The 24,630-nt window shown below is 33.1% G+C and carries 25 protein-coding genes; 20 read left to right on the top strand and 5 right to left on the bottom strand.

Annotated elements, in window-relative coordinates; translation table 11 throughout:
• Positions 1 to 73: 73 nt before the first annotated feature.
• Entirely contained in the window at positions 74 to 1,150 is a 1,077-nt protein-coding gene (prfA, locus tag C4F50_RS01945; protein WP_193844745.1) for a peptide chain release factor 1, read from the bottom strand.
• A gap of 304 nt (positions 1,151 to 1,454) precedes the next feature.
• Here prfA and C4F50_RS01940 point away from each other — a divergent pair, with 304 nt between their 5' ends.
• From C4F50_RS01940 to C4F50_RS01930, 3 genes are all read left to right on the top strand, one after another.
• A complete protein-coding gene (locus tag C4F50_RS01940; protein WP_193844744.1) occupies positions 1,455 to 2,027 on the top strand; it encodes a hypothetical protein in 573 nt (190 codons plus the stop codon).
• Between the two features lie 413 nt (positions 2,028 to 2,440).
• A complete protein-coding gene (locus C4F50_RS01935) occupies positions 2,441 to 3,352 on the top strand; it encodes a putative phage abortive infection protein (RefSeq protein WP_193844743.1) in 912 nt (303 codons plus the stop codon).
• A gap of 63 nt (positions 3,353 to 3,415) precedes the next feature.
• Positions 3,416 to 4,126, top strand: coding sequence for a hypothetical protein (locus C4F50_RS01930; protein ID WP_193844742.1), 711 nt, complete (start codon positions 3,416 to 3,418; stop codon positions 4,124 to 4,126).
• Between the two features lie 247 nt (positions 4,127 to 4,373).
• On the opposite strand, the gene C4F50_RS01925 is transcribed toward C4F50_RS01930, so the two are convergent.
• The gene (locus C4F50_RS01925) at positions 4,374 to 4,703 is read right to left on the bottom strand and encodes a hypothetical protein (protein WP_193844740.1); all 330 of its coding nucleotides are present in this window, start codon (positions 4,701 to 4,703) and stop codon (positions 4,374 to 4,376) included.
• Positions 4,704 to 4,815: 112 nt separating this feature from the next.
• Between C4F50_RS01925 and C4F50_RS01920 the strand changes: the two genes are divergently transcribed.
• A complete protein-coding gene (locus C4F50_RS01920; RefSeq protein WP_193844739.1) occupies positions 4,816 to 5,052 on the top strand; it encodes a helix-turn-helix domain-containing protein in 237 nt (78 codons plus the stop codon).
• Positions 5,053 to 6,004: 952 nt separating this feature from the next.
• Positions 6,005 to 6,550 (top strand): hypothetical protein, encoded by a 546-nt coding sequence (locus C4F50_RS01915; RefSeq protein ID WP_193844741.1) that lies wholly within the window; start codon positions 6,005 to 6,007, stop codon positions 6,548 to 6,550.
• Positions 6,551 to 6,926: 376 nt separating this feature from the next.
• On the opposite strand, the gene C4F50_RS01910 is transcribed toward C4F50_RS01915, so the two are convergent.
• Positions 6,927 to 7,256 (bottom strand): hypothetical protein, encoded by a 330-nt coding sequence (locus C4F50_RS01910; protein ID WP_193844740.1) that lies wholly within the window; start codon positions 7,254 to 7,256, stop codon positions 6,927 to 6,929.
• 113 nt (positions 7,257 to 7,369) lie between these two features.
• On the opposite strand from C4F50_RS01910, the gene C4F50_RS01905 reads away from it, so the two are divergent.
• From C4F50_RS01905 to C4F50_RS01895, 3 genes are all read left to right on the top strand, one after another.
• Complete coding sequence (locus tag C4F50_RS01905; RefSeq protein WP_193844739.1) at positions 7,370 to 7,606, top strand: helix-turn-helix domain-containing protein; 237 nt, start codon at positions 7,370 to 7,372, stop codon at positions 7,604 to 7,606.
• A gap of 879 nt (positions 7,607 to 8,485) precedes the next feature.
• On the top strand, positions 8,486 to 8,851 hold the full coding sequence (locus C4F50_RS01900) for a hypothetical protein (RefSeq protein ID WP_193844738.1): 366 nt from the start codon (positions 8,486 to 8,488) through the stop codon (positions 8,849 to 8,851).
• Positions 8,852 to 8,998: 147 nt separating this feature from the next.
• On the top strand, positions 8,999 to 9,499 hold the full coding sequence (locus tag C4F50_RS01895; protein WP_193844737.1) for a DUF3859 domain-containing protein: 501 nt from the start codon (positions 8,999 to 9,001) through the stop codon (positions 9,497 to 9,499).
• A gap of 93 nt (positions 9,500 to 9,592) precedes the next feature.
• Here C4F50_RS01895 and C4F50_RS01890 read toward each other — a convergent pair whose 3' ends face one another.
• Positions 9,593 to 9,970 carry a GreA/GreB family elongation factor gene (locus C4F50_RS01890; RefSeq protein ID WP_193844736.1) on the bottom strand — a complete coding sequence of 126 codons (378 nt, stop codon included), beginning with the start codon at positions 9,968 to 9,970 and terminating at the stop codon, positions 9,593 to 9,595.
• Between the two features lie 460 nt (positions 9,971 to 10,430).
• Here C4F50_RS01890 and C4F50_RS01885 point away from each other — a divergent pair, with 460 nt between their 5' ends.
• The 9 genes from C4F50_RS01885 (at position 10,431) to C4F50_RS01845 (ending at position 18,272) form a co-directional block, all read left to right on the top strand.
• Positions 10,431 to 10,793 (top strand): hypothetical protein, encoded by a 363-nt coding sequence (locus C4F50_RS01885; RefSeq protein ID WP_193844735.1) that lies wholly within the window; start codon positions 10,431 to 10,433, stop codon positions 10,791 to 10,793.
• A 32-nt stretch (positions 10,794 to 10,825) separates the two neighbouring features.
• Positions 10,826 to 11,320, top strand: coding sequence for an SRPBCC family protein (locus tag C4F50_RS01880; RefSeq protein ID WP_193844734.1), 495 nt, complete (start codon positions 10,826 to 10,828; stop codon positions 11,318 to 11,320).
• Between the two features lie 34 nt (positions 11,321 to 11,354).
• Complete coding sequence (locus C4F50_RS01875; RefSeq protein ID WP_193844733.1) at positions 11,355 to 11,957, top strand: hypothetical protein; 603 nt, start codon at positions 11,355 to 11,357, stop codon at positions 11,955 to 11,957.
• Positions 11,958 to 11,993: 36 nt separating this feature from the next.
• Positions 11,994 to 13,457 carry a hypothetical protein gene (locus tag C4F50_RS01870; protein WP_193844732.1) on the top strand — a complete coding sequence of 488 codons (1,464 nt, stop codon included), beginning with the start codon at positions 11,994 to 11,996 and terminating at the stop codon, positions 13,455 to 13,457.
• A 45-nt stretch (positions 13,458 to 13,502) separates the two neighbouring features.
• Positions 13,503 to 13,883 (top strand): hypothetical protein, encoded by a 381-nt coding sequence (locus tag C4F50_RS01865; RefSeq protein ID WP_193844731.1) that lies wholly within the window; start codon positions 13,503 to 13,505, stop codon positions 13,881 to 13,883.
• 111 nt (positions 13,884 to 13,994) lie between these two features.
• Positions 13,995 to 16,298, top strand: coding sequence for a type IA DNA topoisomerase (locus C4F50_RS01860; RefSeq protein ID WP_193844730.1), 2,304 nt, complete (start codon positions 13,995 to 13,997; stop codon positions 16,296 to 16,298).
• 159 nt (positions 16,299 to 16,457) lie between these two features.
• Complete coding sequence (locus tag C4F50_RS01855; protein WP_193844729.1) at positions 16,458 to 16,934, top strand: DUF6265 family protein; 477 nt, start codon at positions 16,458 to 16,460, stop codon at positions 16,932 to 16,934.
• 98 nt (positions 16,935 to 17,032) lie between these two features.
• Positions 17,033 to 17,476, top strand: coding sequence for a hypothetical protein (locus C4F50_RS01850; RefSeq protein WP_193844728.1), 444 nt, complete (start codon positions 17,033 to 17,035; stop codon positions 17,474 to 17,476).
• Between the two features lie 244 nt (positions 17,477 to 17,720).
• A complete protein-coding gene (locus C4F50_RS01845; RefSeq protein ID WP_193844727.1) occupies positions 17,721 to 18,272 on the top strand; it encodes a hypothetical protein in 552 nt (183 codons plus the stop codon).
• 104 nt (positions 18,273 to 18,376) lie between these two features.
• Here C4F50_RS01845 and C4F50_RS01840 read toward each other — a convergent pair whose 3' ends face one another.
• Positions 18,377 to 19,537 carry an MFS transporter gene (locus C4F50_RS01840; RefSeq protein WP_193844726.1) on the bottom strand — a complete coding sequence of 387 codons (1,161 nt, stop codon included), beginning with the start codon at positions 19,535 to 19,537 and terminating at the stop codon, positions 18,377 to 18,379.
• Positions 19,538 to 19,822: 285 nt separating this feature from the next.
• Between C4F50_RS01840 and C4F50_RS01835 the strand changes: the two genes are divergently transcribed.
• From C4F50_RS01835 to C4F50_RS01825, 3 genes are all read left to right on the top strand, one after another.
• Positions 19,823 to 20,545 carry a DUF4198 domain-containing protein gene (locus C4F50_RS01835; RefSeq protein WP_193844725.1) on the top strand — a complete coding sequence of 241 codons (723 nt, stop codon included), beginning with the start codon at positions 19,823 to 19,825 and terminating at the stop codon, positions 20,543 to 20,545.
• A gap of 289 nt (positions 20,546 to 20,834) precedes the next feature.
• Entirely contained in the window at positions 20,835 to 23,132 is a 2,298-nt protein-coding gene (locus tag C4F50_RS01830; protein ID WP_193844724.1) for a TonB-dependent siderophore receptor, read from the top strand.
• Between the two features lie 149 nt (positions 23,133 to 23,281).
• A complete protein-coding gene (locus C4F50_RS01825; RefSeq protein ID WP_193844723.1) occupies positions 23,282 to 24,592 on the top strand; it encodes an APC family permease in 1,311 nt (436 codons plus the stop codon).
• The last annotated feature ends 38 nt before the right edge of the window (positions 24,593 to 24,630 follow it).

Genomic DNA, 24,630 nt, shown 5'->3' with positions numbered 1-24,630 from the left:
AAGACAAAAAACTTTGTCCCTTTGTCCCTCTGCACCTTTGCCCCTAAAAACCTCAGAACCTCAGCACGTCAGATTAATACACCTCAGACGCTTCCTTCAATTTCTCCATATTGTTAACCAACTGAAGCTCGGCAACGATTTTCTGAATATCACCATTCATGATGTTTCCTAAATCGTAAAGAGTCAAACCAATTCTGTGATCGGTTACACGACCTTGCGCATAGTTGTAAGTACGAATCTTAGCCGAACGGTCACCAGAACTTACCTGAGACGTACGTTTAGATGCATCTTCTGCTTCTTTCTTTGCCAATTCCATTTCGTACAAACGAGAACGCAATACGATCAAAGCCTTATCTTTATTTTTGTGCTGCGACTTCTGATCCTGACACTGCGCCACCAATCCAGTTGGAATGTGAGTTAAACGCACCGCCGATTTCGTAGTATTTACCGATTGTCCTCCAGGTCCAGACGAACAGAAGAAATCTACACGAACATCGTTCATATCGATCTGTACATCAAACTCTTCTGCTTCTGGCAAAACCATTACCGTAGCAGCCGACGTATGCACACGACCCTGCGTTTCTGTCTGAGGAACACGTTGTACACGGTGTACACCCGCTTCAAACTTCAAAGTTCCGTACACATCTTCTCCCGAAACCTCAAAGATAACCTCTTTAAAACCTCCAGAAGTACCCTCGTTCATATCAACCACAGAAGCTCTCCAACCGCGTGATTCGCAATATTTAGTATACATTCTGTATAAATCTCCTGCAAAAATACTCGCTTCGTCCCCGCCCGTTCCCGCGCGAATCTCCACCATTACATTTTTAGCATCTTCAGGATCTTTAGGAATCAACATAAATTTGATTTCTTCTTCCAATTGAGGCAGACGCTCCTTTGCTTCGTCTAGCTGCATTTTGGCCATTTCGGTCATATCTGCATCGCTTCCGTCAGCAATAATTTCGTTTGCTTCATCAATATTCGCTAAAACAAGAATGTATTCTTCTCTTTTGTCAACCAGAGCTTTAATACTTTTATACTCTTGGTTAAGCTGCACATAACGTTTTTGATCGGCAATAACATCGGGCTGAATAATCAAATCCGAAATCTCGTCAAAACGCTGCTTTACATATTGAAGTTTATCTAACATTGTATAATCCCTTTTATTTGGAGTGCAAAATTACGAAAAAAAGTAATCAGTTCACAGTTTAAAGTATACAGATTGTAAATATGATAATTTGACGGGATTATCGGTTTTATTTGGAGCTGTTTCCTGCTATCCGTTCCAATCTTTTGTGTCTCGTTAAAGAAACGAGCCACAAAAGGATTTCCACTTCTATCAGGGCTAGGGCTTTCGTTTTTTTACGATGATTACGGATTTCCGTAAGGAAATTGTTTTTGAAGAAGTTAGTTTTAGCGAAAATTTAAAATAAAAATCAAATAAACTTTTCGCTATGAAATTTAAAAAATTACTTAGTACATTTTTATTGCTTTCAATTGTTACATTAAATTATGCTCAAAAACCAAAGCAAAACTCTGAAACCAGACAATTTATTGAAAATGCAGAGATTACCCAAATTAATAAAGATTGGAACGTAAAAGCAGAATTCAGATCTGGACTTGGAGAAGTTTTATCTTTTTTTCCTGTTGAAGCAATCGACTTGAAATCAACCAATAAAGTGAAGTCATTACAAATGGATATGACAGTGATTTATCAAATTGCTGGAAGAAATTATAACTATTTTAAATCTTCATGGATAGATTTAAACGAAGTAGATGAGTTTATAACATTTATAGAACAATACGTCATTCCGAATCTTAAAGATAAAACAGAAAGAAAACAGTCAACAACTTATATTTTCAATTCTAGGGAAATTACATTTAGTTTTTACATTGAAAAAAATGCTAGACGTATATCTATCTACTTAAAAGATAACGGTATTACAGATAATGAGCATTATTTCTGGACGGAATCTCAAGTGAACAAAATTCCAGAATTGCTTACTATGCTAAAAGAAATAAAATAAACTTCCTATTATTTTCTCCAAAGGTTAAAATCAGGTGTTTTTACTTGGTGATTGGTTTGAATTAAGTGCGATGTTTGTTTTATTAAAGCATCTAATTCTAAACTGGAATCTTAAATCGAATAATTCTTAATTTAAATAAAACGTATTATGATTGTAAATGAGTTTATGATAAAAAAATAGTTTTAATTAGAGATGGAATAATTAAAAACATACCAACAGAGACTTTTGATCCACATGAATTTATTCGGCATTTAAAAAAAAAATTGATATTGAATATATTAGTACCAAAACAATTGTTACAAGATATTTGCAAATTTAGAATAATTTACATTTTTTTATCATTTTTGCCCTTATTCTAAAACTCAATTCAAATGTCAAAGATATCGAATACTACAATTATAAAGTAAAAAAACATGAAGAAAGATATTAATAATATTGAAGAAAAAGATACTAATTTCATAATAATCACTATCGTAGTTTCTTTTATCATAATTGGATTTTGGTTTCTTTCGTATTATCAATTGAAAGATTTAAGTCCAACTGAAAGAGGAACTTTTGGTGATATGTTTGGTGCCGTAAATGCAATTTATTCAGGACTTGCATTAGCGGGAATCGTTCTAACTATTTTACTACAGAGAAAAGAACTAAAATTACAACGTGAGGAATTAAGGGATACAAGAAAAGAGTTTGAAACTCAAAATGAGACTTTAAAATTACAACGCTTTGAAAATACTTTTTTTAACTTATTAAATCAACATCATCAAATAGTAAACGCAATAGATTTACGATATTATAAAAAGAAAGAAAAAGAAAGATCAAATTATTTTAGATCAACAGAACCTATTGGAAGATCTAAACCTGAAGAAAAAGAAGTTGTAGTGATTAGTGGGCGCGATGTCTTTAGATATAGATACAACCAAATGTATAATGATTTAGATGCTGAAGAAAATAAATATGAAGAAATTTATATGAATCATTATGGAAAAGCCCAAACAGACTTTGGTCATTATTTTAGAAATTTATATAGAATGATTAAAATTGTCGAACAAACCGATTTTTTCTATGATTCGACTAAAGTATCAGGAAAAGAAATTTTTGATATAAAATATAAATATACAAGTATTATTAGATCTCAAATATCAGATTATGAATTATTATGGCTTTTCTATAATTGTTTAAGCGATAACGGTATAGAAAAGTTTAAAGATTATGTTGAGAGATATTCTTTTCTAAAAAATATACAAAAAAAACTAATTCCATTTCAATCTCATATTGATAAATATAAACCAATTGCATTTAACCCCGATCCACAAAGTTTTCTTTAGTAATCGATATGACAATGTATATAAAAATTAGTTTCGTCTTTAAAAAAGAATAACTCAATAAGTATGGAAAAAATTGAAAAATTAATACAACTACTCCCGCTTGGAAGTATATTTATATTATTATGCAGTTCAATTAAATTAGTCATTTATTACAAAACTTTTAATATCTCTATTGTAGATTATATTGGGATACAAGAATTCATTACCACATTTATCGATGACATATTACTTTATTTGTGCATTTTTGGAATTGGTATTTTTCTTTTTTTATTTGAGTTCGCTCAAAATAGAGATCGAAATTATACTCTTAAAAGTGATACCCCAGAAAATTATAAAAATGAGCGTAAAATTTCATCAACATTATCAATTCTTATTTTATTTTTAACGATTGTTCTTTCATACAACTGTGACTCTAGAATCAAAATGATAGAAATTATTTGTGTTGGATTATTTATCTCTCTAAGTCTATTTCGCATATTTTTGTCTTCTACAAAAGTAAATTTACCTTTTTTATTATATATAATGATGAGTACTATCTCATACACAATAATGTATGGATATACCGACGCTTATAAAATCATCGAAAATAAAGACAAATTAAGTTACATAATTGCATTTAAAGAAAAAACTTATTTTACCGATAAAAATCTTAAATACGTCGGTAAAACAGAACATTTCTTATTTCTTTATAATTTAAAATCGAAAAGGACTACAATTTTGAAAAATGATGACTTGATTAAAATTAATATTAATTATACAAACAATTCAATATAGAATTCCTGCTAATACACGTAATTCAAGAGAAGAAATCGCTAAAATGAAAAATTCAAAACCAAAAAAGAAAAATTGGTTAAAAATAATTGTAGAAAATTTACTTGATTTTATTTTAATGTGGAAATAAAAAAATGCGCAAAAGCATTAAACCACTTTTGCGCATTTCCTTTATATTAAAAAAGAAAAAATCTACTTCCCCTAATATCCATTCTCACCTCTTTCTGCCTGAACCGAACGCTCAGAGAACCTACTCCATTTTCAAATGTATTTTATGCAAATCATCCAGCAATTCCATTTCTTCTTCTGGGAGTAATTGTAAAGCGATTTCGAGTAAAGTCATTACGTTAATATTTTTGTATTCTGTAATAATCGACAAACTACTTGCTTCTGGATTGAGCAAAACGATACTGGCTTTCAGCAAATCTGAAACCATTAGATTTAATTCGTTATAACCGGATACTTTTAGCGGAATCGTAAAAGAATGATCTTTTTTGTTTTCTGGTTTTAGTTTCGCAAAATAGTTTGATTTTACTAATTCTAATATTGTTTCGGCTTGTTCTACATTTTCTATCTTCATTTTTTTATACGATTTAATTTACAATAAAAGCAAATATATAAAAAAATCAGTGACATACACCCCCTTTTTTACATTCACTTAAAAACAATCGATTACTTGTACTTTCATTTCTATGAAAAGAGAAAGAAAAAGTGAAATTCCAGAAGTCGTAAAAGAATTGGGAATCAAGATAAAAGATCTGATTAATGACAATAAACTCAAACGAAGAGAGGTAGCTCATGATGCTGAAATGGATGTGGAGAGTTTAAGAAAATATATTAAAGGTTCCCAGGAAATGAAAATCAGCACATTGTTTAAAATTGCACAAGCTTTAAAAATTCATCCAAGCGAATTGATAAAAGATTTGTAAAATCTGCGATGCATAATCTTCACATGTATCTCTGCAATCTTTAAATCAAACGTTCCTCCGGAACGTAAAATCACGGCAAACATTTTTTTTTCTACCGATGAAATGTTCCGATGGAACATTTTTTATGCAGATTATACATTTGTTTCGGAGAAACATTTGGTCGGTAGCGCGATATCCCGTTTGCAATTCGTTCGGTAGGAACGTTTGAAAATTATCAAATAATGAATAAATAAAAATCAAACGTTCCTACGGAACGTAAAATCATGTTATACATTTTTTTTCTACCGACCAAATGTTCCAATGGAACATTTTTTATGCAGATTATACATTTGTTTCGGAGAAACATTTGGTTGGTAGCACGATATCCCGTTTGCAATTCGTTCCGTAGGAACGTTTGAAAATTATCAAATAATGAATAAATAAAATAAAACGTCCCCGCTCCGCAAAGTATCCTCATAACCGCTGCGCGAATGTCTCCGACTTCGCGCAGACCCATAATTTCTTAGAAATTGTAAACGCCTAAAAAGTCTCTGACTTTTACATTTTAATTAATTCAAAACTTTGTTGTTTAAACACAAGCTGATTCACATCCAATATAAAAATTTTGAAAAATGAACGAAACAAAACCAAAAAAGAAAAATTGGTTTACAATTTTTATAGGCATTTTACTTGATTTTATTTTAGAATAAAAAAATGTGCAAAAACATCCCTATAGTGTGGATTTGCAATCTATGCCCCCGCTCTACTACAGTGTTTCTTAAATACTGCGAACGCTGTGCGAAGTCTCCCGACTTCGCCTCTTTCAAATATTCGACAATATAAATTAAATAATAGAATCGATTATCTTTGCGGGTACGAAGTCGGGAGACTTCGGACAGCGTTAGGGTTATAAATAAAAATTCAATCTTAAAATTTACATTAAAATCAAATATAATTTCAAAAGCAACCCAAAATGAAAATCCTTAAAATCTTATTTGTTGTAACAATTTTCGCTTCCTTATCTTATAAAAAAGACAACGCTGTTTTAACAAATGACAAAGCATTTGAAACTCCCGAAGAAGTAGCGGCCTATACATTTGAAGTTCTTAAAAACATAGATAAAAAAACTAACGAAGAATTTCTGGAACAAGTAATAACGTATAACGAACTTAAGGATTTAGCACATAATCCAGACGCTAAACTTGGCGATATCCTTAAAAGCAAGTTAGAATCTGTATCAGAGAGAGCGTTTACAGATACTTCAATAAGGGATTTTAATGATATTAAAAAAACTGGCAAAACTTATTATATTGACTGGAGTTCTATAACATTTTCTGAATTTAAACACTCGGTCGTGGAAGTTGACAATATGAAAGGTTTAAAACTCAAAACATATTTTAAAAATAAAGATGGTGCCATTTATTTTGTAAACTCACTGTCATTTTACGACGGAAAAGGTTACAGAATCATAAAATTTGCCGAAATCGTACCAACATTTAATAATATAAAGCGCGATTAACAATACGTCCCTCCCCGCTGCGCGAATGTCTCCGAATTCGCGCAGACCCATAATTTCTTAGAAATTGTAAACGCCTAAAAAGTCTCTGACTTTTATATTTATTGGTAAATTAATTCAAATCTTTGTTGTTTAAACACAAGCTGATTCACATCCAATATAAAAATTCTGAAAAATGAACGAAACAAAACCAAAAAAGAAAAATTGGCTAAAAATAATTGTAGAAAATTTACTTGATTTTATTTTAATGTGGAAATAAAAAAATGCGCAAAAGCACTAAACCACTTTTGCGCATTTCCTCTATATTAAAAAAGAAAAATTCTACTTCCCCTAATATCCATTCTCACCTCTTTCTGCCTGAACCGAACGCTCAGAGAACCTACTCCATTTTCAAATGTATTTTATGCAAATCATCCAGCAATTCCATTTCTTCTTCTGGGAGTAATTGTAAAGCGATTTCGAGTAAAGTCATTACGTTAATATTTTTGTATTCTGTAATAATCGACAAACTACTTGCTTCTGGATTAAGCAAAACGATACTGGCTTTCAGCAAATCTGAAACCATTAGATTTAATTCGTTATAACCGGATACTTTTAGCGGAATCGTAAAAGAATGATCTTTTTTGTTTTCTGGTTTTAGTTTCGCAAAATAGTTTGATTTTACTAATTCTAATATTGTTTCGGCTTGTTCTACATTTTCTATCTTCATTTTTTTTATACGATTTAATTTACAATAAAAGCAAATATATAAAAAAATCAGTGACATACACCCCCTTTTTTACATTCACTTAAAAACAATCGATTACTTGTACTTTCATTTCTATGAAAAGAGAAAGAAAAAGTGAAATTCCAGAAGTCGTAAAAGAATTGGGAATCAAGATAAAAGATCTGATTAATGACAATAAACTCAAACGAAGAGAGGTAGCTCATGATGCTGAAATGGATGTGGAGAGTTTAAGAAAATATATTAAAGGTTCGCAGGAAATGAAAATCAGCACATTGTTTAAAATTGCACAAGCTTTAAAAATTCATCCAAGCGAATTGATAAAAGATTTGTAAAATCTGCGATGCATAATCTTCACATGTATCTCTGCAATCGTTAAATCAAACGTTCCTACGGAACGTAAAATCACGGTAAACATTTTTTTTCTACCGACCAAATGTTCCAATGGAACATTTTTTATGCAGATTATACATTTGTTTCGTAGGAACGTTTGAACATTATCAATAATTAATCGTTAAAATCAAACGTCCCTACGAAATGTAAAACCGCGGTACACATTTTTTTTATACCGATGAAATGTTCCGATGGAACATTTTTTATACAGATTATACATTTGTTTCGGAGAAACATTTGGTTGGTAGGAAACATTTGGTCGGCATCATTCGCGATATCCCGTTTGCAATTCGTTCCATAGGAACGTTTGAACATTAGCAATAATTAATCGTTAAAATCAAACGTCTCTACGAAATGTAAAACCGCGGTACACATTTTTTTTTTCTACCGATGAAATGTTCCGATGGAACATTTTTTATGCAGATTATACATTTGTTTCGGAGAAACATTTCATCGGTAGAAGCATTTGGTTGGCAGGAAACATTTGGTTGGCAACATTCGCGATATCCCGTTTGCAATTCGTTCGGTAGGAACGTTTGAACATTATCAAATAATGAATAAATAAAATAAAACGTCCCTACGGAATGTAAAACCGCGGTAAACATTTTTTTTTCTACCTACCAAATGTTCCGATGGAACAGATTTGGATGGTTGTATTAAATTATATTTTAATGGAATGTTCGCCTAAAAAAATGTTTTAGATAACCTTTTATTGGCACACTTCGATATTAACAGATAAGAAATTTGATCCTTACGGTTTCCCGTAAGGATTCTTTGTTTAAAGCTATTAAATTTACCCCGAAATCAAATTGAAAATAATTATGACTGGACTTAAATTTATAGAAAATTATCCTAGCGATATCAGAGAAAAAATTACAAATAAGTATGGAAATATTGAAAATTTATACCAAACTATTTTCAAACTAATTGTAGAAGATTACAAGAGTTATCAAATGATGCCTCGCAACGATCAAAAGATTTCAAAAATTCAAAATCAATTATTCGCTATAGAAGAAAAACTAGACGGATTCGGAATTGAAGGAATTGATGTAATTGCCGAAGTAAGAAGTGATTATGGTGACTTACTTGTAAATAGAGAAATTAATGCTCTAAATGAATTCTTAAAAGATTTGGGGATTGAATATCCTACTGTAAGACAATGGTTAAATGATACTTATAACATTTAACTCAAAAATAAAAAACCAACCAACTCCATATAGAGTAGTATAACCATGTTCAAACCAAAATTGGGGTCTAAGTATTTAGATCTCAATTTTTTTGTTTACAGATAATCATTTTAAAAACCATTAACGATAACCAATTAATTTTATAATATGAAAATCATTTACACAGTACTTTCATTTTTTATTTTACAAGCAGTTTTTTCGCAGACCAATATTAAATCTAAAGTTTATGGAAACTTAGAATTTAAAGAACTTGATTATGGACAAGCAAAAGTTCAAGGAGGAAAAGACGACGAGCTCAGCAATTCTCCAACGGGAACGCATCAATGGCTGGAAGATTTTAGTATCATCAAAAAAACAGATTCGATTAAGGCAGTCAAAAAAGCAAATTTTGGAGTCGTATATATTGTAACGGCAAAAGATACCGCTGACATTAACATTGATATTGAATGGATCTATCCTGAAAAAATGGTAAATAATAAAGGTGAAAAATTTAAAAACATTAAATACACAACAAAAAGACCTACTAATATTGTATCGGCTTCATCTTACAGTTTAGACGAACCTTATGAATTAATGAAAGGCAATTGGGTAATGAATATCTTTATAGAAAATAAACGTGTTTATAGCAAAACCTTTGTTTTATATTAATTATTCTAATTTTTCTATTGCATCGATAAAAAAACATCCCGCAAAGAAGACTCTTTTTAGGATGTTTTTTTCATTAAAAATCAAATATAATAATTAAGCCTCTGCTTCTACTTTTAAAATTTCGAGTTTTAGAGTTCCTTTTTTTGCAGGCCATTCTACAACATCGCCCACTTTGTAGCCTATCATGGCAATACCTTCATCAGAAAGTACGGAAATCTTGTTTTTGCTTGTTTTTACTTTATCTGGACCCACCAAAAGAATGGTTTTCTCTACATTACTCGCGTGGTCTTTGTAAGTAACTCTTCTGTTGATACAAACGATATCTTCTGGAAGGTTTTTTCGCAATACCTGAGTGGCATGTTTCAATTGGTTTAGTAAGAGTTCTTCTTCCTGCGGGGTTACTTTTTTTCTTCTTACGTGATCTTTAATTAAATCGTATGTTCCTGTTGTTAAAATAATATTTTGTGACATAACTTTCTTGTTGCCTTCCTTTTTACAAACCCTATGACACACAACTCTTCACCGAATATTGCGCAGTTCTATCTGATTCAGCGATATCATATCCTGAATGAAAATGGAAGATTAATAATTTGAACTTTTTAAATACAGAAAAATTCCCTGTCTAGAGTTATGACAGGGCACAAGTAATAAAGTCTTTGGAACTTTTTAAGAAAGTGTCATCATGCAAATACAACAATGCGCTCATTAAGCACATTAGAGAACTATTTATTAAATAAAAATTTGCAGTTACCATGATCACAATTATTGTCGGCGTGCAATTTACGACTTTTTCTTACATAAACTAGATGTTTAAGATTCTATTAAGACTTTGGAATTCTGTTAAGTGATTTTTGAATACAAAATCTTACAGTAAATAATTTATATTTGTTATAACCAAACTAATGGAAGATTTTGGAAAACAAAAACTTGAATGGAAGAAAAATTTTGCTGGCGTTGTAATATAAATGTCAAAATGCTTGATGATAATGAATTCAAATTATGTCAAGAAGCACTAATTGACGGAAAAAAAGCAATTGAAAAAGAATTAGAAAAAAGAAACATTCAAAATTATGTTTGGCTGGATCAAATTGAAACATTCGAAAAATATAGATATCTGCTTGAAATGCATAGAATTATAACTGGAGAATACGAATCTAATCCGTTAGCGATATTGCACCATCAAAGAAGTCAGTTTGGGCAAGATTGTCCCAATTGTCAAAAACCTTTTAGAACTCCAACCGCGATGTATTGCCCAAGTTGTGGTTATGGTTCAAAAAACTTAACAAAAATCTAAATGCAGTATTTGTACAATAAATTTTCTAAACCATGCAAAACTTCGATTGGACATCTTTTACCAAAAAAATAGCAGTCAAAGCCAAGCTCAGCGATATTTACAATGCTTGGACTAAAGCCAATGAATTAGAAAAATGGTTTCTAGAAAAAGTTTCTTTTTTTGATTCAGATGAAAAAGAAATAAGTAAAGATCAAAATGTTACTGCCGGCAATAGTTACGAATGGTTTTGGTATTTGTACAATGATGCGATGAAGGGAAAAATCGTTGCGGCCAACGGAAAAGACCACTTACAGTTTACTTTTGAAGGAAATTGTCTCGTAGACATACAATTGACCGAAACAAATGATTACACGATTGTAGAGCTTCGACATCATAATATTCCGACCGATGATTACTCTAAACAATACATCAGGCTGGGCTGTTCAAACGGCTGGCATTTTTATTTAACCAATCTGAAATCGGTTTATGAAGGAGGATTGGACTTAAGAAATAAAGACACCAATTTAAACCCAATGATTAATAATTAAACCAATCTGCAAATTGGCTAAAAATGTCTATTTAATGAAAATAATATACAGCTGCTTAATTCTAATTGTCAGCATATTAAGCTGCAACTTTAGTAGAAAAGAAAATAATGCCGATAAGCAAAAAAAGATTGTTTCGAAAATAAGATTAAAAACAAACAAATCTGAAATCGATACGCTTTGGGTTTCGCAAAATGATACTAGTGTTTTTAGGAAAGAAGAATTTATGGCAGCCCGTCCCTGCAGCAAGCCAGAATTACAGACCCGCTACGAATTAATCAGTCCGAAAGACAATGCGTATTATTTTATTTACGACGATCAAGGAAAGCTGTTTATGGAAGGTAAATATACTTCTAGCTATACTTATGAAGGAATTACGACCAATAACGGGAATTTTTACAATACCAAAAATTACTCGTACAATGACGATGGCGTTTTGACTACGATACATTATATGGAAGACGGACGGAATCTAAAAACAGAATCTTACGATAAGAAAAAAAAGCTGGAAAAAATACGATTTATTGATAAGAAAACGGGAGAAACTACAAAAATCGAATTTTATGATGATGGTCTGCTTGAAAAGACTCGTTATTATACTAGTTTTGACCAATACACTACTGTTAAAGCCAGAAATTAGAGTTTTATAGAGCATCACATACCAACTTAATATCAAATGAAATTCAATAAACTCCTGTCGCATCTTTTGCTATTATTGATTTTTAGTTCTTGCAAAGGGCACGAAAAACCAGAAGATATTTTAAGAACCAATCCGAAAGATACAGTAGAAAGTTTCATAATCGGACAATATATGCTTGTTCCTAAACTAAAAGAAGTCCGCGCTTATAAGATGACTGGAGGTGTAAATTGGGACGGCTATAAGTACGAGAAAGACCCAGGAATAAATTACGACAAAACAACTTTGCTGGTAGGCACTACTGTTATGTTTAAAGAATATTTTCCGTTTTCTTATAATCTGGATAACCTAAAGGCAATCTACAGTGACGAATTTTGGTCTATGTCTAGAGACGACAAAAATATTTACTATACTTCTCAACGCATAAAACCCACTAACATCTACATTGGAGACTATACACCTGTAAATGATTTTATTTATAAAGCAAAAGATGGAGCGCTGTTTTTTATTGATATTGAAGCTTATAAACTAAGTCCTGTAACAATAAATATCGACGAAAACTCTATAAAACACTTAAGAGGAAATTATTATGCTGACAAGAACGGCTTGTATATTTTTGGTGTTCACTATAAAAAAAATCAGAAAGGCAGTTATGATACAGTAGATAAATCTGAAAAGCTGGCAGCGGCACAAAATGTTGTTCCTGTTGTTTCCAAAAAATACATTTCGTTTGCTAATGAAGTTTTTGCAATGCAAGGCAGCAGAGTAAAAAAGTTGGACTTAGACGCGAAAAAAATAATCGAGATCAACTTTAGCGATAAACAATCCTTTATTACCGATGGAAAATCCATCTATACAGATCTGAATTATGGTTATGAGGACAAAAATGAAAAAGGGTATTACGGGACATGGTATCCTGATTTGTTTTCGGGTGTGAAGCTGCAACAGATTTATTCGCCTTTGCTGCATTTTTTAAAAGAAAAAAACTCGGTTGTTTTTAATAAAAACGATCCCAACAATTTTCCAGGACTGGTTGCGGTGATCAACAATGAAAATTTTATTTTGGATAACAAAACGAAAACCAAAATAGGGAAAACACTATTCTATCATCCGGAAACCAAAACTACTGAGGCTTTTGACGTAAAATATCTCAAAATTTTTACAGCCGAAAGATTTATTCAATACAAAAATGTACTCTATTTTGAACAAACACCTGTAGAAACCTCCAAATTGGATCTGAAAAATCTACGCGAAATTAAAAATTCAAATTACCTTACAGACGGAAAAGCAATATTTTACATAGGTTTTGTTACAGGATTACATTCCAAAGAAATAAACGGTGTAGAATATGCTCTTTTTAATGACCGAATTATCGAAAATGCCTTTACCAATGAAATGAAAGTCCTAAATCCTGATTTACTTTCGGACGGAATTACGATTATAAACAAAGGAGAAAAAATAACGATAAAAGACCTGAACCTAAACGTAAAAGTCGTAAAATAGTCTTGAACCCTAAAACGTTTTCAACTATCAAAAAGCAATATTAAAATGAAAAATTACGAACTCTACTTTAAAGATATTCATATCGGGTCACTTAAAGAAACAAATTGGGACATGAGAAGTGCCGGCGATATCGTATACCATTTCGATTTTTCGGAGGAAGCTTCAGAAAACAGCTCACTGGCAGCACTTATAAGGCTTTCTATAAAATCGAGTACTTATTGGGACGAAGTAGGAGAAGACGAAACTTACTTTGAAATGTGCAAACAACAGGAACAATTTCTTGATATTATAGAAAGTCCGGATTGGTACATAGTAGATGATAAAGTAAAAAAAGTCCAAATCTTATGTCCGATCTTTCATAACAATAACACAATCGTCTGGCAAGAAGATTATATAAATAAGAACAAAATAAGTTTAATCCTCTAAAGCTGCGCGGCAAACACAATATTTCAAAAAAACTTAGAATCTTAGCGCCTTAGAACCTTAGCAATTTTTGTAAAAAATCCCTAATTTCGCTTACTAATCAAGAAAGAGAAAATGAAGGTCTGTATTGCCGAGAAACCCAGTGTCGCACGAGAAATTGCATCTGTTTTAGGTGCCAATACCAAGCACGATGGTTATTACGAAGGCAATGGTTACGCTGTGACCTATACTTTTGGGCATTTGTGCACCTTAAAAGAACCCAACGATTACAAACCGCACTGGAAAAGCTGGGATTTGAACAATCTGCCGATGCTTCCTGAAAAATTTGAAACCAAAGTCGTTCAGAATTCGGGAATCCAGAAACAATTTAAAATCATCAAAAGTCTGTTTGACAAAGCCGAATTGGTTATAAACTGCGGGGATGCCGGACAGGAAGGAGAATTGATTCAACGCTGGGTCATGAACGAAGCGCATTACAAAGGAGAAATCAAACGCTTATGGATTTCTTCCCTGACCACAGAAGCCATAAAAGAGGGATTTGAAAACTTAAAACCTTCTGAAAACTACGATAATTTATTCTACGCCGGATTCTCAAGAGCAATTGGTGATTGGTTATTGGGGATGAATGCAACGCGTTTGTATACCGTAAAACACGGCGGCTACAAGCAGGTTTTGTCTATCGGCCGCGTGCAGACGCCGACTTTGGCAATGGTGGTAGACCGTTTTAGAGAAATCGAAAATTTTAAACCGCAGCCGTATTGGGAGCTGCAGACTTTATACAGAGAAACACTTTTCAGCTACGAAGAAGGTCGTTTTCTAAAAAAAGAAGACGGAGAAATTCTGGCAGAAAAAGTCAAAGAAAGTGAATTCGAAATTGTTTCTGTCGACAAAAAAAACGGAAACGAATACGCTCCAAAACTTTTCGATTTAACAGGCTTACAAGTATATTGCAATCAGAAATTCGGGTTTTCGGCAGAAGAAACGCTTAAGATTGCGCAAACTTTGTACGAGCAAAAAGTAATTACGTATCCCAGAGTAGATACTACTTTTCTTCCTGGAGATATTTACCCAAAAGTACCAGGGATTCTGCAAAATTTGACCAATTATGCCGAATTAACGCAGCCACTTTTAGGCAAAAAAATAAAGAAGTCGCCAAAGGTATTCAACGACAAAAAAGTGACCGATCACCACGCTATAATTCCGACTGGTGTTCAGAATAATTTGGCTTATAATCAACAGCAGGTTTACGATATTATTACAAGACGTTTTATAGCTGTCTTTTATGACGATTGTTTGGTTGCCAACACAACGGTTATAGGAAAAGCTGCCGATGTGACATTTAGAACAACGGGAAAAGAAATCTTAAAAAAAGGATTTAGAGTTGTCTTTGAAGATCCTAACGCTAAAGAAAAAGAACCAGACTTACTGCCAAGTTTTGTTGTAGGCGAAAAAGGACCGCATGAACCTTCGTTTCTTCAAAAAGAAACCAAACCGCCCAATCAGTTTACAGAAGCAACTTTACTGCGCGCCATGGAAACCGCCGGTAAACAAGTAGACGACGAAGATTTACGTGAATTGATGAAAGAAAACGGAATCGGGCGTCCGTCTACGCGTGCGAATATTATCGAAACGCTTTTTAAACGTCAGTACATTGTCCGTAACAAAAAACAAGTCCTTCCTACTCCAACCGGAATTCAATTGATTGATACGATTCAGAACGAGTTGGTAAAATCGGCCGAACTTACGGGAACTTGGGAAAAACAGTTGAAAGATATTGAAAAAGGTACTTTTACTGCTGCTGCGTTCATCAGAAACATGAAACGTATGGTAGAAGCCTTGGTCTATGAAGTGCGAATGGAAACCAAACATGCTAATATTTCGCATGCAGCAAACATTCCGAAACCAATGCCAAAAGCAGAAAAAAAGAAAGCTGCCGGAATTGAAGCTGAAACTTGTCCGAAATGTCAAAAAGGAAATCTTATTAAGGGAAAATCGGCTTTTGGGTGTTCTGGATATAAATCGGGCTGTGATTTTGTACTGCCATTTGTTTTTTGTGATAAAAAAATCACCGAAAGTCAATACCTGAGATTGGTTCAAAAAGGATCTACAGTAAACATAAAAGGTTTTAAAACCGAATCGGGAACCGTTGAAGGTTTAATTCGTTTTGAGGAAAACTACAAACTAAAATTAGAACCCAAAAAAACAGCCTCTAAAAAAGCGAACGAAGCAGCCTCTGATGCTTTAGTTTGTCCGAAATGTAAAAAAGGAACCATTCTAAAAGGCAAAACAGCATACGGCTGCGCAGCGTACAAATCGGGTTGTGACTTTAAAGTTACCTTTGATGATGTTCGAGCAAAATTAGGCGATCAAAAACCGACTAAAGAATTGGTTTATGAGATTTTGAGTTCTGGCATTTAATTTTTTTTAGCCACGAAATCACGAATTATATTTTTCGAATTAATTCGTAAAATCAACAGCAAATTAATGATACAGTTGATCAAAAAAATTCGCGAATTCGTGGCGAACACTTTTTTTCCCTACATTAGTAGCTCAATACAAAACCAAAAACTCAAAAATATGTTTCAGAAAATTACTCTTATTGCACTTATCATAGCTTTTGTTTCCTGCCAGAAAAAAGAAACTGTTGAGAAAGACAAAATCAAAATCGCGGACTGGTTGATCGGGAATTGGCAAAATACTTCGACAGAAGGTGTTTTGACCGAAAACTGGCAAAAGTTAAACGACAGTACTTTCAGTGCTTCTTCCTACTTCATTAAAGGAAAAGACACCCTGCATTTTGAAACTATTATTTTGGCGCAGTTAGGCGAAACACTAATCTATAAAGCAACTGTAAAAGGGCAAAATGAAGACAAACCTGTTTTCTTCCCTTCGACTTCAGCATCAGATAAACAACTGGTTTTCGAAAATGCTAAGCACGATTATCCTCAAAAAATCACTTATACAAAAGGCGCAAATAATACTTTGACCGCTGAAATTTCTGGAAAATTGAATGGAAAACCGAGTTCGGAGAAGTTTGTGATGACGAAGAAATAGTTTTTTGCCGCTAAGGCGCTAAGACACTAAGTTTTTTTTATTCTCAAAAAATGGAGTCATTACGTTTTTTTAAATTACTACGTTTTTTTTAAACTCAAATGGAATACAATTACATCAAATCTACAATGATTTTCTGTATTGCGGGTTTTATTCTTCCCGCAATTACAGCAATTTTATTAGTTTTAAGCCAAATTGGATTGCAAAATATAGGAATAGAATGTACTATTGCCTGGAAGACATTTTGGGTATTATCATGGATTGGAATGATTGTACTGCCTATTATGTTTTTCAGATATCTAAAGGGAAAAGAAGAAATGGGAAATGAAAAATTAAATGCCTATTTGTTCTTTTTTAATTTCTTCGAATATTTCTGCATACAAACTGCTCTAAGTATTTTTTTTACAACATCTAATACTTTATGTCATGGCTCTGATGGCCAAAATGGATTAGAACTTGTGCTTACAGCTTGGATGAGTTTACCAATTTTAATAATTTTCAGCTATATTTTTAAGCATTATACAGAGGTTACAGTTATCAAATAAATAAAAAAATTTTGGTTTACTATCTAAAAAAACAGTGGGTCGATAATATTGGAGGGTCGGATTTTAATTCGGTTACCTAAAACCTGCAGCTATAGAGATCAGGAGGATCGATCGACTTAATTTAAAATATTGAAAATAAAATGCCATCAATACTACAAGGATTAAAATCCATAGCTGCAAAATAATCATCCCTACAGAATTTTATATCATTTAAAACAAACATTAGAACAATTTGTACACTAATATGTCAAAAAGAAAAAAAAATATAATTGCAATTATAGTCCCTATTTTCATTTTTATTATTAGTGCCTCTTTATTTTATTTTACAACTCTTCAGTATAAACAAAGTTTTATTCAATTGTATAATTCAAAAATAAAACTTGAAAAAGGGAATTACAATTTATACGATGCGCAAAAAGAAGAAATTAAAAGGCATCATTTTGACATTGATGTATTAGAAAACAGCAAGCTTCAAACTTTAAAAATTTCAATTTCTCCTGAAAAAAAAACTTGGTTTATCAGAACATCCACTTCTGTTACTTTAGATGGGAAAAAATATCAGCTTTTACGTCAACTTAAAATTTCAAAAAATGGCTTGTATGATGTTGAGATTTTCAATTCAACTAAAAATAAAACGAATATCTTAATTCAAAATCAAAATGCTGATAATGATTTTTTAAAATCAATTTTGATCTATTATGCTATTTCGATATTGAGCATTGTCAGCCTTTTAGTTGTCCTCATCGTTCTTTTAGTAAAGTCTTTCAGAAATAATAAAAAGGTTGCTACAAAATAATACATTCCTAAGGAATTTTTAAAAACTTTGTGCCTTAGTGTCTTCACGGCTAAAAACAAAAATCCTTAGAATCTTAGAACCTCAGCATCTTAAAAGCTAAAAAATCATTCATTCTCCCCGATTTTATTCACCATAAAAATCATAAGTACGCCCAAAATAGCCATAACTAAAAAGGCCCATTTCATACTTAAATATTCGGAGATAAAACCAACCATTGGCGGTACCAATAAAAATCCTAGATAACCAATTGTAGATATCGATGTTAAGGCTGAACCGCTGCTTAATTTAGATGATCTTCCAGCAATACTAAATACTAACGGAACAACGCAGGAAACCCCAAATCCGATTAAAACATAACCAAAAATAGTTGGATACGCGTACGGAAGGACAAAACAGATTCCGAAACCTATTGTAATTAATATACCGCTGTACATGAGGATTTTCTTTGTTCCAAATTTCATTACCCCATAATCTCCAAATATACGCCCTAATGTTACTGCTGATGCGAAAAATACAAACGCAGCACTCGTCATTTTTGGGGAAGCCTTTAAGATATTTTCGAAGTAAATTCCGCTCCAATCGTACATCGTATTTTCGCACGCCATAGAAACGAAACAGATCAAGGCAAACTTTACCAGATTTTTTTCCGGCATCGAGAAAAATTTCTTTTTAACCGGAACGGGTTCGTTATGAATACTCATAGGGTAAAAACAAGCCGTCAGCGCCAGCATAAAAACACTTACGCCCAATAAATGATGAGAAGGCGCAATTTTCTGTGTTACCATTACATAGCCTAAACCTGCACCAGAAAAAACAGCGATACTCCAAACCGCATGAAAACGGGTAATAATTGATTTTGGATACAATTTCTGTACTTCGAGCGACTGTGCATTTATCGATAAATTGAAAATATTACGAGAAGCTCCAAAAATCAGAAGTACAATAACCAGCTGCCAGACAAACGCAACCAAACCAGGCAGAGACAATACTATGTTGAACATAATTGCTCCTAAAAGCATAATGTAACGACTGCTGTATTTGTTTAATAATTTTCCTGTAAAGGGCATTGTCAGCATTAAACCAATCGGAAATGCAAATAAAACAGCTCCAAATTCGGCTTCAGACAAATGCAATTGTGCTTGTATGTGCGGGATTCGAGAAACCCACGAAGAATATCCAAATCCGGAAAGAAAGAAAAAAACGGTATTTGCAATACGATATCCTCTCGGAGTATTTTGAATCTTTTTGAAGAATGGTAAAATCATGAAGTACTTTTTCAGACTGCAAAAGTAAAACATTTAAAACTTTAACTTATCTAAATCCTCAAAAGAAGCATACTGCAAATGTGCTTTTAACATTTTAAGATAAAAAGGATTGCCCAAGCTCTTTTCTATTGGGATTTTAACACATGACTGAGCCAAATCGCTATTTATGCAGTAAATCTAACTGTTAGGTTTTAAAACAGATATTTTTAGATTTTTATTTTTAATTGTTCTAAATAACCGTTATGTTTGTAAAAAATATCATTCTAATAATTCAAACTTGAACTTATGAAAACAAATACTTTTAAAATCATAGCTTTTTTCTTTTTAATGCTGGTTTCTGCTCCAATATTTGCACACGCACTTTGGATCGAAACTAAGGCAACTGGAATAAAAGGAAAAGCACAGGAAATTTCTATTTACTTTGGAGAATTCTCTGATAATGACATTACAAAAGCAGACAAATGGTTTTCTGATTTAAAAAATTTCAGCTTAATTGTTGTTAGTCCTTCCAAAAAAGAAACTAAACTTTCTACAAAAGCTTTAGACAATAAATATCAGGCATTTTTTACCCCAACAGAAGATGGTGTTTACACTATTGTAATGCAGCACACGGTTGGCGATGTTTACGGCACAATGAAATTAGATTATAATTCTAGTGCAACTGTTGTGGTTGGAAACAAAAATGCAGGAAATACGATCGCTGCAAATTCAAACAAAATTGCGGTTTTCTCTGAGAATGCAGATACTGCCAAAAAAGATGCAAAAGTAACTGGAGTAGCTTCTTACGACGGTGCTATTGCTAAAGAAGCAAAAATCAAAGTAATTGCTCCAAACGGCTGGGAAAAAGAATTATGGACAAATGATAAAGGAGAGTTTTCTTTTACTCCGATATGGTCTGGAAATTACATGGTGGAATATGCTCACACAGACAAAGCTTCTGGAGAACATAACGGAAAAAAATACGACGAAATCTGGAAAATGGCGACTTACCAAATTGTGGTAAAATAATTTTCCTAAAAATCTTTTTTTAGAATTTTAATTTTCGATTCTGAAGGCCTTACCAATTAGTAAGGCCTTCTTTTTTTACTACAGTATTATGAGTTTAAAACTTTGAAAAACTGTCTATTTGATTCGTTTTACAAATAATCAAAAACAATCTAAAAAAACAAACTCTTAAGCAAATCTTAAGAAAATAATAAGCAAAGTTTAAGCAAGAAAACACGGCTATAAATTTTGTCAAAACTAGTGCGATTGTATATTTGCGGTCAGTTATTTTTATTGAATCTAAATAAACAACATGAAATATAATTTACTATTTGCACTAGGATTATTAAGCTTTTCGTCTTACAGTCAGAGTTATTCTAGTACAGAAACTGCTGCCGTTACTGATACTGTTAAGAATAAAAAAAGCGAAATTTTAAACGAAGTAGTGGTTACTAAAAACAAAGAACCAAAACCAGTAACTGCTGTTCGTTCGGGATTAAAACCAATGGATAATCCGCAGAGTATTCAAATAATTGGATCAGAAGTGATCGAACAACAGCAAGCCATACGATTAAGTGAAGTTTTAAAAAATGCGAATGGTGTTTACGTTGGCTCTGCGCGCGGCGGTGCACAGGAATCTTTCTTTTCTAGAGGGTATGATATGTCTGCCAATAATATGTTTAAAAACGGTTTTCGCTATAATGCAGGTTCTATTCCTGATGTTTCTGGTTTAGATAAAGTTGAATTTCTTAAAGGCGGTGCTGCTTTATTGTTTGGAAATGTCGCTCCCGGCGGGATCTTAAATTTGGTAACCAAAACACCTCAGTTTAAAAGCGGCGGCGAAATCTCTATGCAGATAGGCAGTTACGCGTATTACAAACCTGCTTTTGATTTTTACGGCGGTTTAAGTAAATCAGTCGCTTTTAGAATTAATGGTTCTTACGAAAACTCTGAAAGCTTTAGAGATGTTGTAAAAAACGAACGACTGTATGTAAATCCGTCTTTGCTTTTTGTGGTTAATCCTAAAACACAAATTACAGTACAGGGAGATTATTTAACCGCAGATTGGACTCCAGATTTTGGAACGGGCATTATCGGAAAACAAATTCTGGATTTACCCCGCAATGCTTTTTACGGTTCACTTTGGTCAAATGGCAACACAAAATCTTCGAGCGCATCGGTACTATTAAATCATGATTTTAATAAAAATTGGAAACTTAATTTTAATAGTTCTTTCCAAACTTACAATAGAACTCAAAAATCTACAGCGCAATTATCCGGCTTAGATGATACTAAAATATATCCGACTCCTGGGTATTGGAACCGAGGATTAACGCAGGCCAAAAACTTAGAACAAATCTTGGGAGACCAATTGAGTTTACAAGGCAATTTTAACACAGGATCTATAAAACACCAGATCTTTACCGGAGCAGATTGGGAAAACTCGTTTGCAACGGCTTACACCTATGCTTTTAACGAAAAGGCGGTAATGGTAAATGGCAAATACGATCCGAGTCTTTACGATACTATAAATCTGTTTGATTTTGATCCTTCGACACAGCGAAATGATATTCCGAATGCGAGAGCAACCCAAATTGCAAAAACAGAAACGAACCGTTTTGGGGTTTATTTTCAGGATTTAATTTCTATTACCGAAAAATTTAAAGTTCTTGCAGGTATTCGCTGGTCTTGGCAGGAAGCCGAAGTAACGACTTACAAAGAAACACTTACAAGCGGCAAACAAACCCTTGCTCCAGAAAATGCTGTACCGACTGTGGCTCCAAAACGTTTGGATAATGCATTTTCTCCAAAAGCTGGTTTAGTATACCAGCCTACAAAAGAAATCTCTTTGTTCGGAAGTTACTCAAGCTCTTTTACCCCAAACACCGGTACAACTGTTGATTTGAAACCTATTGAACCTTCTATTATTGATCAATATGAAGCGGGTATTAAAACCGATTTCTTTAAAGGATTGTTAAGCACAAACGTAACCGTGTATCAAATTACAAACAGCAATCTTGCACAAACAGCACAGTTTAAAGCAGACGGAACACCAAACGTTGATACAAGTATCAAAATTCTTGGCGGCGAAACCAAAAGTAAAGGTGTCGAAATTGATGTTACGGCAACACCACTTGAAGGTTTAAGTATTAATGCTGGATACAGCTATAATGATATGCGCTACACTAAAACTTCTGGAACAAGCGGCAGTTTTGTCGAGGGAGATCGTGTGGCAAGAACCCCGCAAAATACTGCAAATCTTAGTTTTTTCTATAAAGTTCCTGAAGGATTTTTTAAAGGGGTTACAGTTGGAGCTATTGGAAACTATATTGGAGATCGTTTAGGAGGCTGGAATGATGATTATCTATGGACACCTGTCACACCGGCAACTACGCCTCCTACTTACAATGTAACTATTCGAGACCGCGATATTCCGCTTGACGGATATACTACCATAGACGTTTCTGCGGGTTACGAGTGGAGAAAATTCTCTATTCTTTGCAAACTATCAAACATTACAAATGAATTAAATTATACCGTTCACGAAAATTACAGCGTTAACCCAATCTCACCTCGTCAAGTACTGACAAGCCTGCGTTATAAGTTCTAAAATATTGAATTAGTTTTTAAATTGCCGATTCTATCAATGAATCCTCAAAACCTCATTTAGCTTTAAATGAGGTTTTTTATTTCCTTAAAAAATACTTTAATAAATGTTACTTTTACCAGAAATTTTATTCTGTTTCCAAATCTTCAACAATGACAGCATCCAAGCAAAACCAATTAAAGAAAACATTAGGCCTGAGTTTTAATATTGCCGTACTGATTGGCGGCACCATCGGAGTCGGAATCCTGCGCACCCCTGGTACAATTGCCGAAATGCTTAATAATTACTGGCTTATTATTGCTTCTTGGCTTTTTGGAGGTTTGTATGTTCTTCTTGGGGCAAACTCCTATGCAGAATTGGCTACCATGCTGCCAAAAGCTGGAGGCTCTTATAATTACATCAAAAGGGCTTTTGGTGAATATGCTGGTTTTCTTGCCGGATGGTTCGATTATATTACCAATGCCATTCCGCCCGCTTTTTACTGTATTGTGATCAGCGAATACCTCATTATTTTATTTCCTTCGCTGGCCAATTTTTCTACCGTAATGGCAATTTCCTTATTAGCTGCTTTTGTACTCATTCATTTAAGCGGTGTCAAAAACGGAAGCACGATTCAGCAGATCACCAGTTTTTTAAAAGTAATTTGTTTTGTGGCTTTAGTTGTTGCCTGTTTTCTATATTCTGGTGTTGAAGTGCCAAAAATTAAAACCGATACTACATTCTTTCAAATCGGATTAATCTTTGGATTTTTTAAATCCCTGCAATTAATTATCGGAACGTATAACGGCTGGAACAGTGTTTGTTTTTTTGCTGAAGAAAATGAAAATCCAAGCAAAAATATTCCGAAATCCTTATACAGTGGGGTTATTCTGGTTGTAACCATTTATGTTTTGGTCAATATGGCTTTCTTTCATGTACTGCCGATCGAAACTTTATCAAAATCTAATCTTGCTGCCGCTGACGTTGCCAAAATTCTATTTGGAGAAAACGGAGCACTGATTGTAACGGTGATTTCTATTTTCTCTTTAATCAGTATTTTGAATGCTTTTATGATGATTCCGCCAAGAATTTTATACGGATTAAGCCGCGACGGATTTTTTGTTAAACAAGGAACCAATGTAAACAAAGGCGGTACGCCGATTACAGCACTTTTGGTTTCCTCTTTTTTCAGTTTGTTTTTAATTTGTATCGGTTCGTTTGAAGTATTATTTTCATTCGCCGCTTTTCTCTCTATTATTGTCTGGGGACTCGCCTATGCTTCTCTTTTAAAATTAAGAACTAAAGAACCCAATTTAGACCGTCCTTATCGCTCTTTCTGGTATCCGTGGGCAACCATCATTGCTATTATAGCTTCTATTGCTCTATTATTAGGATTTATATACAGCGATCCTAAAAGCTTTATTATTATTGTAGTGATTACGGTAATTTCATATCTGTTTTTTCTGGTTTTAAAAAAGGAATAAAAATATCACGCTAAAAATAAATCCCAATACTTGATTTA

Source organism: Flavobacterium hungaricum (assembly GCF_015182285.1).
GTDB lineage: Bacteria > Bacteroidota > Bacteroidia > Flavobacteriales > Flavobacteriaceae > Flavobacterium > Flavobacterium hungaricum.
Note: the sequence above shows the minus strand (reverse complement) of the source record. Positions and strands in the feature narration are given on the sequence as shown.